The sequence below is a fragment of the Pseudoalteromonas sp. SR43-7 genome (assembly GCF_014163785.1).
Classification (GTDB): Bacteria; Pseudomonadota; Gammaproteobacteria; order Enterobacterales; family Alteromonadaceae; genus Pseudoalteromonas; species Pseudoalteromonas distincta.
Map to the genome: position 1 here is coordinate 92658 of NZ_JACJDY010000006.1, position 13795 is coordinate 106452.

8 protein-coding genes and 6 tRNA genes are annotated in these 13795 nt (G+C 39.4%); 11 read left to right on the forward strand and 3 right to left on the reverse strand.

Going from position 1 to position 13795, the window contains the following annotated elements; translation table 11 throughout:
- Positions 1-95 precede the first annotated feature (95 nt).
- Positions 96-1121 carry a 16S rRNA (guanine(1207)-N(2))-methyltransferase RsmC gene (rsmC, locus tag H5087_RS06660; protein WP_024605357.1) on the reverse strand — a complete coding sequence of 342 codons (1026 nt, stop codon included), beginning with the start codon at positions 1119-1121 and terminating at the stop codon, positions 96-98.
- 62 nt (positions 1122-1183) lie between these two features.
- Complete coding sequence (trmB, locus tag H5087_RS06665) at positions 1184-1909, reverse strand: tRNA (guanosine(46)-N7)-methyltransferase TrmB (protein ID WP_182671522.1); 726 nt, start codon at positions 1907-1909, stop codon at positions 1184-1186.
- Between the two features lie 161 nt (positions 1910-2070).
- Between trmB and mutY the strand changes: the two genes are divergently transcribed.
- Both mutY and H5087_RS06675 read left to right on the forward strand, forming a co-directional pair.
- The gene (gene mutY / locus H5087_RS06670; RefSeq protein ID WP_182671523.1) at positions 2071-3132 is read left to right on the forward strand and encodes an A/G-specific adenine glycosylase; all 1062 of its coding nucleotides are present in this window, start codon (positions 2071-2073) and stop codon (positions 3130-3132) included.
- Between the two features lie 35 nt (positions 3133-3167).
- Positions 3168-3440: an oxidative damage protection protein gene (locus H5087_RS06675; protein WP_182671524.1), complete on the forward strand. Its 273-nt coding sequence runs from the start codon at positions 3168-3170 to the stop codon at positions 3438-3440.
- 48 nt (positions 3441-3488) lie between these two features.
- Here the strand turns inward: H5087_RS06675 and H5087_RS06680 are convergent, their stop codons facing one another.
- Positions 3489-6266 carry a hybrid sensor histidine kinase/response regulator gene (locus H5087_RS06680; protein ID WP_182671525.1) on the reverse strand — a complete coding sequence of 926 codons (2778 nt, stop codon included), beginning with the start codon at positions 6264-6266 and terminating at the stop codon, positions 3489-3491.
- A 331-nt stretch (positions 6267-6597) separates the two neighbouring features.
- Here H5087_RS06680 and H5087_RS06685 point away from each other — a divergent pair.
- The 9 genes from H5087_RS06685 to H5087_RS06725 all read left to right on the forward strand — a co-directional run bounded on the left by H5087_RS06685 (position 6598) and on the right by H5087_RS06725 (position 13731).
- Positions 6598-6673: transfer RNA gene (locus H5087_RS06685), tRNA-Phe, on the forward strand.
- Between the two features lie 71 nt (positions 6674-6744).
- Positions 6745-6820 (forward strand) — tRNA-Thr (locus H5087_RS06690).
- 51 nt (positions 6821-6871) lie between these two features.
- Positions 6872-6947 (forward strand) — tRNA-Phe (locus H5087_RS06695).
- 57 nt (positions 6948-7004) lie between these two features.
- Positions 7005-7080 (forward strand) — tRNA-Thr (locus H5087_RS06700).
- 132 nt (positions 7081-7212) lie between these two features.
- Positions 7213-7288 (forward strand) — tRNA-Phe (locus H5087_RS06705).
- A 102-nt stretch (positions 7289-7390) separates the two neighbouring features.
- Positions 7391-7466, forward strand: a tRNA-Thr gene (locus H5087_RS06710).
- Between the two features lie 463 nt (positions 7467-7929).
- On the forward strand, positions 7930-9345 hold the full coding sequence (locus H5087_RS06715; protein ID WP_182671526.1) for a TolC family protein: 1416 nt from the start codon (positions 7930-7932) through the stop codon (positions 9343-9345).
- Entirely contained in the window at positions 9335-10651 is a 1317-nt protein-coding gene (locus H5087_RS06720; RefSeq protein WP_182671527.1) for an efflux RND transporter periplasmic adaptor subunit, read from the forward strand. The genes H5087_RS06715 and H5087_RS06720 overlap by 11 nt, the downstream gene beginning before the upstream one ends.
- Positions 10648-13731, forward strand: a complete 3084-nt coding sequence (locus H5087_RS06725; protein ID WP_002962744.1) for an efflux RND transporter permease subunit — start codon at positions 10648-10650, stop codon at positions 13729-13731. Before H5087_RS06720 ends, H5087_RS06725 begins: the two co-directional genes overlap by 4 nt.
- The last annotated feature ends 64 nt before the right edge of the window (positions 13732-13795 follow it).

Here is a 13795-nt window from a genome sequence, read left to right on the forward strand (position 1 = left end):
CGTGGAAAAATGAAGGAAAAAAACTAAATTAATTCTTATATTTATTCGAAAGTTAGCTTGAGCACGTTTGTGCTCAATCATTTTACAAATTTAAATTAGCTGCTATATACAGCAAATTTATTGTTCTTAAATACAGTTTGATAGCTTTCAAACTGAGTTTCTAAAATAGGCGGGTACTTTAAAAAGCTGTTAGCAACAATATTTAGCTTCCCTAATTTAGTTAAATGCTGTTTTGCATTAGCTAAAAATGTTTCTGCTACTGTGTAGTCGGTTGCAATACCAGTATGAAAAGGTGGATTGCTAATAATTAAATCAAACTTGCCATTAATGCTTTTAAGGCCGTCACTTAATATAGCCTCACCATTGATGTTGTTAAGCTTTAGGGTTTGCTGTGTTGCATAAGTTGCCAGCGCACTTACATCACTACACACAAACTCAAGTGCTGGATTATGAAGCCCTAAAAAAGTTGCTATTAAACCTGCGCCACAACCAAAGTCGAGAACTTTGCCTTGCTTAATTGTCGGTGCGTTTTCCAGTAGAACTTTCGTTCCTATATCTAAACTACCGTGATTAAACACTCCAGGAACACTAATAGCTGTAAATTCAGTGTCGGCAACATTAACAACAAACTTTTTATGGTAAGTCGTAATATCAAAGTGAGGGTGCTTAGAAATTTCAGCAAATGAGTAAAGAACGCAGTGCTTAGCTGAATCAATCTTGTTACTAAACTCAGCTTTACCAGCTAGTTGCTTTTCAATTGACTTAACACCACTTTTGTTTTCGCCTACCACTAATAGTTCGGCATCATCAGTAATAGCAGATCGAATATTATCAAGTGCCATTAATAACTCTGGTTTTGATTTAGGGTAGTAAAGAATAACTAAATCGTAGTCGTTACCAGGTATTGTGTGGCTTACATGAACATCAACATCTTTGGTGTTTTTAGCAAACTCTCCGTTAGCATGGTTGTAGCTAAACGCAGTTACTTTGCTTTGCGGATTAAGTCTTTTAAGCTCTGTTAAAAAGCCATCTTGAACAAAGTTGACCACCAAGATAGATTTTCCCGTTAGTGCCTCGCTATTACGAAGTAACAGTAAACTTGGGTTGGTTAGTACGCTCATAAATGGCTTTGCCTTACAGTATATTTAGTTTTATAAAAGTAAAAGTGAGTAATTAAATTTAATTATTCTGTGCGCTCAAACATTAAATCCCACACGCCATGACCTAGGCGATGTCCGCGCTGCTCAAACTTAGTAAGCGGGCGTAAATCTGGACGTGGAACATAATCATTTGTTTCTGATTGGTTTTTAAAACCAGGAGCTACGTTCATTACTTCGAGCATGTGCTCTGCGTAGTTTTCCCAATCTGTTGCCATATGAAAAACACCACCCATTTTAAGTTGGGCTCTTAGCTTTTCAACAAACTCAGTTTGTACAATACGGCGTTTGTGATGACGCTTTTTATGCCAAGGGTCAGGGAAAAACAGCTGTAGTGTTGTTAAGCTTTCATTAGGTATACAATCTGCAAGTACTTCAACTGCATCGTGTTCAAAAATGCGTAAGTTGGTAACGCCTGCTTCATCGGCATCCATTAAACAAGCACCAACGCCTGGGCGATGTACTTCAATACCAATAAAGTTTAGGTGAGGGGCATTTGTTGCCATTTCAACAAGCGACTTACCCATACCAAAACCAATTTCTACTACTACATCGTTGTTGTTGCCAAAAACTTCGCTTAAATCAAGCATACCGTTTTTATGCTCTAGGCCCATTGTTGGCCAGCATTTTTCGATTGCAGCGGCTTGGCCTTTGGTTAATCGACCTTCGCGTTTTACAAAACTGCGAATGGTGCGGATGTATTTACCTTCTTGCTTAGCTTGCTCAAGGTTAGTGTTGCTTGATTCACTCATATTATTGGCCTGACAAAAACAATGTGTTTAAAAATGGTTGCATATTATCCCTGACCGAGGCCGCAATCACAAGTATTAGCTGGTTTTACACCCCGTATAGCTTGATCTTTTTGTTAACTGCAATAGACTGAGCCGCTATTGGGCATCAGTAAAAGTTAAAAATGTTGGATTTAAATAAAGAACAGTCACACTGGTTTTCTAATCAAGTTGTTGATTGGTATCACCTTCATGGGCGTAAAACACTCCCGTGGCAGCTAGGTAAAACACCTTATAAAGTGTGGGTGTCTGAAGTGATGCTGCAGCAAACCCAAGTTATTACTGTTATTCCATACTTTGAAAAGTTTATGCAAAGCTTTCCAGATATTATCGCTTTAGCTGATGCGGATGAAGATTTAGTACTGCATCACTGGACCGGCTTAGGGTATTACGCACGTGCGCGTAACTTACATAAAACAGCCAAAATAGTACGTGACAAATACCAAGGTGAGTTTCCGAAAACACTCGATGAAGTAATGGATTTACCTGGAATAGGGCGCTCTACTGCAGGGGCTGTTTTATCATTGTCGCTTGGGCAGCATCACCCTATTTTAGATGGGAACGTGAAGCGAGTTTTAGCGCGCTATTTTATGATTGAGGGCTGGTACGGCGTTAAAAAGGTCGAAAACCAGCTTTGGCATTTATCAGAGCAGTTAACGCCTAAAGATAATGTTACTGAGTTTAATCAAGCTATGATGGATTTAGGGTCGAGCGTTTGCTCACGCAGCCGGTTTGATTGCGATGCTTGCCCATTAAACTCAGGCTGTGGTGCTTTTAATGCAGGTAAAGTAAAAGAGTTTCCACATTCTAAACCTAAAAAAGCAGTTCCTAAAAAGAGTTGTCATCAGTTAATTATTCAGTGTGGTGATAAAGTGCTTATGGAAAAACGTCCTAACAGCGGTATTTGGGGCGGATTGTTTGGCTTTTTTGAATTTAATGAGTATGAAGAGCTTCAAATATTTTTAGCTCAGCAAGGCCTAGAGGCTAGTTTAGTAGAGCTTGAAGCGTTTATTCATGTGTTTTCACATTTTGAATTGAGGATTAACCCGCATGTCCTCAATGTTAAGAAAACTCCTGATGTGGTAAACGATAAGCAATTAATCTGGTATCCGCTTGATCAATCAATAGAGGTTGGCCTAGCAGCGCCAACTAAAAAGTTGGTTAAACAAATTACAGCAATAGTATAGAATAGCTCCATATTTAGCGTTAGAGAGAATCAATCATGGCACGTACAGTATTTTGTCAAAAGTTACAAAAAGAAGCCGAAGGGCTTGGCTTTCAGTTATACCCTGGTGAAATTGGTGAAAAGATTTTTAATAACATCTCTAAAGAAGCGTGGGCTCAGTGGCAACATAAACAAACAATGCTTATTAACGAAAAGCATTTAAATATGATGGACCCAGAACACCGCACATTTTTAGAAGAGCAAATGGTTGGTTTTTTGTTTGAAAACAAAGATGTAGTAATTGAAGGTTATCGACCGCCTGAAAAGTAATGTTTTAAACATAAGAAAAGGGCTATTAAGCCCTTTTTTTATGTTTATTTATTCATTTAACTCATCTTCTTGCTCAGATATTTTAATTTGTTCCTTTAAAAATTGAGCAGCTTTAGAGTATTCAATTTCCAGCTTATCTCTTAACTCTATTAATTCATCGGTTGTGAGTTCACCTTCTTTACATTTATCTTCAAATGCACTTGAAAGTTCTGCCACCGTTTGGGCACCAATTGTCTTGGAGATCGATTTTAATTGATGACACCCTTCAATAATCTCATTTAAGTCGTTAACCATAACGCCGGAATTAATACTCTTAATTAAGCCTTGGCTTTGTTCTAAATACATTTTGAAAAAACGAATTTGCTTAGCGTCATCACCGTTTACATATTTAGCAACAGCTTCCATATCAATAGGTAGTGCCATAGTTTGATGAATAACTACATTTGGGTTTTGGCTTTGTTTATCGCTCCAACGTTTTAGAGTTTCTTCTAACGCGTTTAGCTCTATAGGTTTGGTAATGAAGTCGTTAATACCTACTGCTAAACAGCGCTCTTTTTCGCCTTTAAGTGCGTTTGCTGTTACTGCAATAATGTAAGGCTGTGCATCAATCGATTCTAATAGCTCTGCTTCATTACGGATTTTTTCGACCATATCGTAACCCGACATTTTAGGCATGTGTAAGTCGGTTAAAATAAGTGAGTAATCACCTTTTCTCCACATATCTAGGCCTTCTTCACCGTTGTTCGCTATTTCAACGCCAAAGCCCAGTATATGTAGTTGATCGGTGAGGACTTGTTGGTTTAGAAGGTTATCTTCAACAAGTAAAACCAATTTGTTTGAATTACGTGCCTGCTCAACATTTAAATAGTTATTAAGTGTTTTGGTTTTTTTAATTTGCTTAGGTGTATGTAACCCTGCAGCCACCAATATAGAAAGCATAAAGTTAGATTTACATAGAGGAGAAGCATTAATATAAAAAATGTTTTTATGATTTATAGCTGCTTCATCAAGCTTACTTAGTACTACAACTTGTTGGTTATAATCCTCTAATGAATAAAATAAACGTCTAAGCAGCGCATTAGTTTTATCCATATTGTCTATGCCATCAGCCACCCAAATAATATCTTGTGAATGCTGGTGCTCTTCAATTTCTTCTTCTGTGTGTGCATAAATTATTTTAGCGCCCATGAACGATAAATAACGGTACATTGTTTTTTCACGTTCTAGGTGATTACTAACTACAACAATTTGCTTACCATTTAATGCACCTTTATGTGCGTACTTAATTTTACCCGATGTGCTAAACGGCAGCTCTACTGTAAATTCACTGCCAATCCCGGTATGACTAGTTACATGAATAGTACCTAGCATAAGCTCAGTTAAGCTTTTACAAATAGAAAGACCTAAACCGGTGCCACCATATTCTCGGGTAATTGAGTTTTCGGCTTGAATAAATGGATTAAATATTTCGCGAAGTTGCGCCTGCGACATGCCTTTACCGTTATCAGTTACGCAAAAGCGTAAGGTAAAGTGATCAGTCGTATTATGAACCACCTCTACTGATATTTTTACATGGCCTTGGGTTTTTTCATCAGTGCTAGTGAATTTAATTGCGTTGCTACATAGGTTATAAAGCACCTGACGTACACGCACACTATCACCGGTAAGGTTGATTGGAATATCTGGTGCTATTGCTAGCTCTAAATCAAGCTCACGTTTTTTAGCAACTGATGAGAGTACTCGAGCAACTTCTTCAATGGTATCGGTTACCGAAAATGGGATCGGGTCAATATTTAGCTTTCCAGCCTCAATTTTAGAAAAATCTAAGATATCATCCAAAATGCTCAATAACGAAAATGCTGATTCACGAATAATTGTACTTAAACGATGTTGAGCGCCATCAAGTTCGGTCTGGCGCAGTAAATCAATAGTGCCTATAACACCATTCATCGGTGTTCTTATTTCGTGGCTCATTGTGGCTAAAAAGGTCGTTTTGGTTTCGCTTGCTCGCTCTGCTTTTAATGTGGCTTGCTCAAGCGCTATAGTACGATTTTGCACTTCGGCTTCTAGGCCATTTTGTAATTTATAAAGCTCTTTTTGTGCGGCGTCATTCTCACTCATCGCAGTCTGTACTTTTTGTAGTAGTAAGTTAATGTTTTTTGCCACTACACCTAAACCAATATCAAGCTGCTCATCAACACTACTATTGTAATTAGCATTTTCGGTGATTGCCTGCAGCTCTTGTGTAAGAGTGTCAGTACTTTTTCGTAAGCGACTATTAATGTACATATTAAACATTAAAGTAAATATAAATAATGCAGCTACGCTTGCTATAGCAATAATGTAGGCAATAACTTGAGAGTTTTGAGCGCTTAAAGGAGCGGTTGGTAGGTTTTGCTTAATAATAAGCTCGCCAATAGGTTGATCGTTTAACAGCAGTAAGTGATGTAGGATGCCTTCTTCTACTAGATGCTTTTCAGTTTTAATTGAAGCGATAGCAGGTTTACTACTGCTATATACCAATTGAGTACCTGATGTTGGATTGAAGCGATATAGAGTATATTCAAAGTCATCATCTAATAACGACGTTAAATCAAGTAACTGCCTTACTTTACCTTGACCATACATAGTTAATGCATCAACCATAGGTAAGTCTAATCTATCGGCAAGCGTTACAATATTAACAGATGATGCAGATTGGGCTGTCTTAACTTCAGTTTGTGAATAAAATGAGTGGGCAATAATAGCAAGCGCTGTTACTGCAATATTTATGATTAAAAAAAGAGGTAATAAGCCTTTGACTGGCGATGAAAATTTACTCTGCATTGATTGTTTCCAATTGATGTGATTTTACTACGATAAGTCCCTATCGTACGTATCTAAGCTAATCGTAACATTTACAAAAAATAATTCACTACGGTTTTAGTCTGATTTATTTATATTTATAGTTCGATTTGTGGTAAAAATGAACGTTATTAATAAAAAATACACTGAGTTGTCTGAAAACCGTTCAAACAGTTATAAAGAATAAAAAAAAAGTTGACTTGTAAGGGCAAAACTCGTTTAATACGCCGCACGCCCAGATAGCTCAGTCGGTAGAGATGAGTGGGAATTGCATTAAAAATCCTTCAAGATTTTTAATTAGCACTGTTTAAGTGCCTCGATAGCTCAGTTGGTAGAGCAGAGGATTGAAAATCCTCGTGTCCCTGGTTCGATTCCGGGTCGAGGCACCATTTATTAAAGTAGTGGTGTTTAATCAACAGTTTAAACATTATTACGCGTGCCTTAGCACACAGTTTTGTGTGCCGACTTAGCTCAGCTGGTAGAGCAACTGACTTGTAATCAGTAGGTCAACCGTTCGACTCGGTTAGTCGGCACCATTTATATAAAGTTAATTGTAAAGTATCACAATTAATTAGCACAGTTTATGTGCCTCGATAGCTCAGTCGGTAGAGCAGAGGATTGAAAATCCTCGTGTCCGTGGTTCGATTCCGCGTCGAGGCACCATTTACTTTAAGTTCTCAATCTTTAAAATTGAACGTGCCTTAGCACACAGTTTTGTGTGCCGACTTAGCTCAGCTGGTAGAGCAACTGACTTGTAATCAGTAGGTCAACCGTTCGACTCGGTTAGTCGGCACCATTTATTTAAAGTAGTTTGAAAAGAAAAACTGTAATCAGTAGTCTGTTCAAATTACCCGTCGACTCGGTTAGTCGGCACCATTTATTAAGTTAAAGGTTAATTTTATTAATCGGTAACTAGCACAGTTTATGTGCCTCGATAGCTCAGTCGGTAGAGCAGAGGATTGAAAATCCTCGTGTCCGTGGTTCGATTCCGCGTCGAGGCACCATTTATTGAAAAGCCTTGCTTATGCAAGGTTTTTTTATTTTAAGTGCTTTATAAAAGTTCTCAATCTTTAAAATTGAACGTGCCTTAGCACACAGTTTTGTGTGCCGACTTAGCTCAGCTGGTAGAGCAACTGACTTGTAATCAGTAGGTCAACCGTTCGACTCGGTTAGTCGGCACCATTTATTTTAGGTAACTTGAAGCAACTGACTTGTAATCAGTAGTCTGTATAAGTTACCCGATCGACTTTGTTAGTCGGCACCATTTATTTAAAAGCCTCGCTTATAGCGAGGCTTTTTTGTTTTCAACTTGAGAATTAAAAATACCCATAGTTAAGAGCAAAGCAACTGACTTGCAATCAGTAGTCTGTATAAGTTACCCGCTCGACTCGGTTAGTCGGTACATTTATTTAAAGCCTCGCTTATAGCGGGGCTTTTTTGTTTTTGTATATTTAATCTCTTAAACACATTACAAAAAATTAATTTTTTATTGTTAAAAATTGCTGATCATTTGCTCATTTTTACCGTATAACTGGCTATTATGTTAGTTCATCGCTAGCTATGTAATGTTATGTAAAGTAGGTTGAGCAAAATTTGCCAAAGTGCTTGAATTAACCTCATAAATAGCAGTAATTTAGGTTTAATTATGATTTGGCAATGCAAGCCAACCCTATTGGCAATTAGTGTGATGCTGCTTAGCGGCTGTGCGAGTAATTTGAACTCGTCGCAGCGCATGCAAGCGCCTAATAATATGCCTCAGCAATGGCAGCAAGAAGCATCAAGCTCAGTGTTAAAAGTACAAGAGCAATGGCTTACACAATTACAAAATCCTACGCTTAATAAATTTGTACAACAAGCACTTAAAAATAACCAACAGCTTTTGCAAACGAGTTATGATGTTGAAATTCAAAAGCAGCAACTTATAGTCTCGGGCGCTGCACTTTGGCCAAGCCTCGATTTATCAACACGTACAAGCCGTAGTAAAGACAACCGCCCTGTAAGTTACGACAACGCAAGCTCAGCTAGTTTAAACTTAACTTACGAGGTTGATTTATGGGGTAAGCTCTCTGACGCCAAGCGCGAAGCTAATCTTAACTATTTAGCTCAGCAGGCACGGTTTGAGCAAGCTAAACAGCAACTTGTTGCTGATGTGGTAACAGGTTGGTTTGATGTGGTTACGGCGCAGCAATTACTGGATTTATTTAAACGTCGCGAAGCCAACTCACAACAAAATCTCGATATTATTGAAGCTGGCTATCGCCAAGGCATAAACGAAGCGCTCGATGTGTATTTAGCGCGTAATGAGCTTAATAATGAACGCTCTCGCATTGCCACTCAAACAGCGAGTTTATCGGCGTCAGCACGTTCACTTGAGCGTTTACTTGGTGAATACCCAAAAGGCGCTATTACTGCTAGTAGTGACTTACCTGTTATTAATACCGATATTCCTCTAGGATTACCTTCTGAACTTATTACGCGAAAACCTACTCTACGTGCAAGTTGGTATGAGCTTTTAGCAGCCGATGCATCATTGGCATATGCGCACAAACAACGCTTTCCAAGTTTAGATTTAACTGCTTCATTAAGCGATAGCACCGACAGAGTAAGCGACTTGTTTTCTCCATCAAGCCTTGCATGGTCTTTATTAGGTAGTATTTCAGCGCCACTTTTTGAAGGAGGGCGCTTAAAAGCCAACGAAGAGATAGCGCGTCTTAATACTCAAAAGCAAGAGCAGCTTTATTTACAAACGCTTTATGACGCGTTTGGCGATGTTGAAAATGCAATTTCGCAGCAGCAGTCTCTCAAAGCTCAATATACAAGCACGTTAGAGGCACAAGAAAACGCACTTGCTGCAGAGCAATTGTCATTTGAGCAGTATCAAAGTGGCTTGGTAACTTACACGACAGTGCTTGATGCCCAAGATCGCTCTTTCGATGCGCAAAGCTCCTTAATCGATATTAAAAACCAATTAATAGCCAATAGAATTAACCTACACATTGCCCTTGGTGGTGATTTTGCAAAGCCCTCAAGTGAACTAAAGAGCAATAACGATGAAAACTAAAACAGCAAAAATTATTATTCCAGCGGTGGTTATTGTTGCCACAATTTTAATTGTTATGTTTATTAAGGGGAATCCACCAGAGGCTAAACGCTTTGGGGCACCTCCTAAGGCATCAATAAGTGTGGCTGCGCTTGAGCTAAAACCACAAAATTATCAAGTTATGATAGACAGCTACGGTACGGTAAAACCACGTACACAAAGTTTGTTAGTGGCTCAGGCATCTGGACAAATAATTGAAGTAAGTGATGACTTTAGAGAAGGCGGTTTTTTTGAAAAAGGCGATGTACTTTTAAAACTAGACGACAGAGATCATCAGGCTGAAGTTAAATCTGCTCAAGCCAATTTATTAACTGCAGAGCAAGGTTTACTAGAAGAAAAAGCGCGTGGGCAACAAGCTATTACCGATTGGAAGCGCCTTGGCGGTTCAAATCAAGCAAGCAGCTTAGTACTACGAGAACCACAACTAGCAGCCGCTGAAGCTGAGGTTTTATCGGCTCAGGCTGCACTTGAAAAAGCGATGCTTGATTTAGAGCGCACTAAAGTAACGGCACCATATGCGGGACGTATACTTAGCCGCAGTGTTGATTTAGGGCAAGTTGTTACTAACAACACACAGTTAGCTACCATTTACGCAATCGATAGCGTTGAGATTCGCTTACCAATTAAAAATAAAGATCTCCCATTTGTAAATTTACCAGAGCAGTATCGCGATGGTGCTAAAAACCAAGCGGGTTCAATTGTTAAATTTACTTCTGACTTAGTAGGTGAGCAAACGTGGCAAGGTCAATTAGCACGCACAGAAGGTGCTATAGATGAAGGCGCACAGCAGCTTTATGTAGTTGCTAAAATTAATGACCCGTATAAAGCAACAGCAAATAACCAGTACCCCATAAAAATTGGGCAGTATATAAAAGCGCAAATTACCGGCAGAACAGTATCTAACGCACTTATAATTCCTAACAGTACAATTTATCAAGGAACGTACGTTTACATTGTTGAAGATGGCGTACTTAAGCGCAAAGACATCACACTAGCTTGGCAAAATGCGACTCAGGCGATGATAAAAACCGGTTTAAACGCAAATGATAAGCTTGTTATTACTCCACTTGGTCAAGTAAGTTCAGGAACTCAAGTAAGTATTTTAGGTGAACAAAGCGCAGATCAACCTAAAAGCCGTGGAGCGAATGGGCAAGGTAAAGGAAAGCGCCCGACTCCAGAGCAGCTTGAACAAAAAGCAAAAGAGCTTGGTATTAGTGTTGAAGAGTTAAAAAAACGCCGTCCAGCAAAGCAAGGAGATAAGCCATGATAGCTTGGTTTGCCAAAAACCATGTTGCAGCTAACTTATTGCTAGTAACACTGCTGCTGTCGGGGCTTTTTAGTTTATCGACTAAAATACCGCTTGAAGTATTCCCTTCATTCGAAACCGACATGATAAGCGTGAACGTAAGTTTGCGTGGCTCAACACCAGAGGATGTAGAGCAAGGCGTAACAATTCGTATAGAAGAAGCCGTACAAGATTTAGAAGGTATTAAGCAAATATTTAGCCGCTCTTCTGAAGGCTCAGGCTCTGTAACAATTGAAGTTGAAACGGGCTACGACCCGCGTGAGCTTTTAGCTGATATTAAAAGTCGTGTAGATGCAATTAATACCTTTCCAGCCGATGCTGAAAAGCCAATAGTCGCGCTTGCGGAGCGAATTCGCGAAGTTATCGCGGTTACCGTATCAAGTGATTACGGCGAAAAAGAAACCCGTGAATATGCAGAAACAGTACGCGATCAAATTCTACGCTTACCAAATGTGACGCAGGTAGAGCTAAGTGGTGTTCGTGATTACGAAATTGCCATTGAAGTAAGCCAAGACGTTCTTCGCCAGTACGATTTAAGCCTTGCACAAATATCGAGTGCCATTGCTAATTCAAGCTCTGATATTTCTGCTGGTAACTTAAAAACTGAAGGTGGGGACGTACTTATAAGCTCTAAAGGGCAAGCATATCGTAAAGATGAATTTGCCAATATTGTTGTTAAAAACCAAGCTGACGGCACGATTATTCGTTTAGGCGATATCGCAATAATTAAAGACGATTTTGAAGAAACCCCAGTACGTACTCGCTTTAATGGTAAGCAGGCTGCATTTATCGACGTATATCGAATTGGTCCGCAAAGTGCGATTACTGTTGCTGACGAAGTTAAAAACTACATAAAAGAGCAACAAAGCTCCCTTCCACAAGGATTTGAACTAAGTTACTGGGATGATGATTCGGAGCTGGTTAAAAGTCGAATTGCCACACTAACGACCAATGCCCTACAAGGCGGTATTTTAGTACTTGCTTTACTTACTTTGTTTTTACGCCCTGCAATTGCATTTTGGGTATTTATTGGTATTCCGGTTTCGTTTATGGGCGCGTTTATAGCGATGCCTATTTTTGGCGTAACCCTTAATATTATGAGCTTATTTGGCTTTATATTAGTACTTGGGATTGTTGTTGATGACGCCATAGTTACTGGCGAAAATGTCTATACCCACTTAAAAACAGCTAAGTCGGGGGAGCAAGCTGCAATTTTAGGTACTCAAGAAGTCGCAACACCAGTAACATTTGGTGTATTAACTACCGTTGCCGCCTTTTTACCTTTGGCCTTTATTGAAGGGGCGCGCGGTGCTTTGTTTGCACAAATACCGGTAGTGGTTATTCCGGTATTATTGTTTTCATTGATTGAATCTAAATTTGTACTACCCGCACATTTAAAATATATAAAACTACGCCACGAAAAAGGCGAACCTTCAAAGTTTGATGTTATTCAACAGCGTTTTGCAGATGGATTTGAAAACGCGATTCTAAAATATTACCAACCCACTTTAAATTTAGCACTGCGCCATAAATTGGCTTCGGTAAGTTTGTTTGTTGGTGTGTTTATAATAATTTTAACCATGATCACTAGTGGTTGGACTAAGTTTGTATTTTTCCCGCGTATACCAAGCGAAACAGTCCGCGTTAACTTAACACTACCAACAGGTACGCCATTTGAAGTCACTAATAAATACGTAATTGATATGTCGCAAAAGGCGCAGCAATTACAAGAAAAATACCGCGACCCAGATACAGGTGAAAGCGTTATTTTAAATATATTAGCCACAACAGGCGGGCGCGGTGGTGTATCTAATTCAGGTTCTGTACGCTTTGAAATAACACCGGCTGAAAAGCGTGAATCAGACATAGGATCAAGAGAGCTTGCCAGCGAATGGCGCGATTTAATTGGTGTCATTCCAGGCGCTGAAAGCTTAACGTTTAGAGCTGAAATTGGCCGAAGTTCTGACCCAATTGATGTTCAGCTTAGCGGGACTTCGTTGACTATTTTACAAGACGTGGCTGATCACATTAAAACCCGTTTATCGACCTACCCAACGGTATTTGATATTGCAGATAGCATGTCTGATGGTAAAGAAGAGTTACAAATAGAGCTTACGCAGCAGGGCTTAGCGCTGGGCTTAAATAGAGTTAATGTTGCAGGTCAAGTGCGTAACTCGTTCTTTGGCTCGCAAGTCCAACGTATTCAGCGCGGGCGTGATGATGTACGTGTAATGGTTCGCTTGCCTATAGACGAGCGCCGCTCAGTTGCCGATTTACAAAATATACTCATCAATACACCTACTGGTGGTTCGGTGCCGTTATCGCATGTTGCAACCCTTACCGCAGGGCAAAGCCCGTCAACTATTAACCGAATAGACCGCTACCGTACTTTAAATGTAACAGCGGATATCGAAAAAAATAACACCAACATGACCATACTTCAGGCTGACCTAACGGAGTATTTAGATGAATTAATGCAGCAATATCCTGGAGTAGATTACAAACTAGAAGGTGAAGCTAAAGAGCAGCGAGAGTCGTTTGGCTCATTGGCTTGGGCACTTGTGTTTGTATTTTTCATAATTTATGCGCTATTAGCGATACCGCTTAAGTCTTACTTACAGCCAATTATAGTAATGAGTGTAATTCCATTTGGCATGATAGGTGCTGTAGTCGGGCATTGGATTATGGGCATGGATTTAACCATTATGAGCTTGCTTGGTATGCTCGCCTTAACTGGGGTGGTAGTAAATGACTCCCTTGTACTAGTTGATTTTATCAATAAAAAGCGCAGTGAAGGCGGCAAATTACTAGATGCAGTTAAACTTGCCGGTGCATCGCGTTTTCGTCCTGTAATGCTAACAAGTTTAACGACCTTTATTGGTTTAATGCCGTTATTATTTGAAAAAGCGACTCAAGCGCAGTTTTTAATACCTATGGCGGTAAGTTTAGGGTTTGGGATTATTTTTGCGACCTTTATTACTTTATTGTTAGTGCCAATAAACTACATGATGATGGAGCGCTTTCAAGGTTGGTTTAAGTAAATAAGCGTAAGCATTTAAAATTTAGCTGTAAGTAAGAAATTGCTTGCAGCTTTTTTTTGCCAAA

Coding starts and splice junctions, on each gene's coding strand:
- rsmC (WP_024605357.1), bottom strand. CDS start 1,121: ATGAGCGTACTAACCAACCCAAGTTTACTGTTACTTCGTAATAGCGAG.
- trmB (WP_182671522.1), bottom strand. CDS start 1,909: ATGAGTGAATCAAGCAACACTAACCTTGAGCAAGCTAAGCAAGAAGGT.
- mutY (WP_182671523.1), top strand. CDS start 2,071: ATGTTGGATTTAAATAAAGAACAGTCACACTGGTTTTCTAATCAAGTT.
- H5087_RS06675 (WP_182671524.1), top strand. CDS start 3,168: ATGGCACGTACAGTATTTTGTCAAAAGTTACAAAAAGAAGCCGAAGGG.
- H5087_RS06680 (WP_182671525.1), bottom strand. CDS start 6,266: ATGCAGAGTAAATTTTCATCGCCAGTCAAAGGCTTATTACCTCTTTTT.
- H5087_RS06715 (WP_182671526.1), top strand. CDS start 7,930: ATGATTTGGCAATGCAAGCCAACCCTATTGGCAATTAGTGTGATGCTG.
- H5087_RS06720 (WP_182671527.1), top strand. CDS start 9,335: ATGAAAACTAAAACAGCAAAAATTATTATTCCAGCGGTGGTTATTGTT.
- H5087_RS06725 (WP_002962744.1), top strand. CDS start 10,648: ATGATAGCTTGGTTTGCCAAAAACCATGTTGCAGCTAACTTATTGCTA.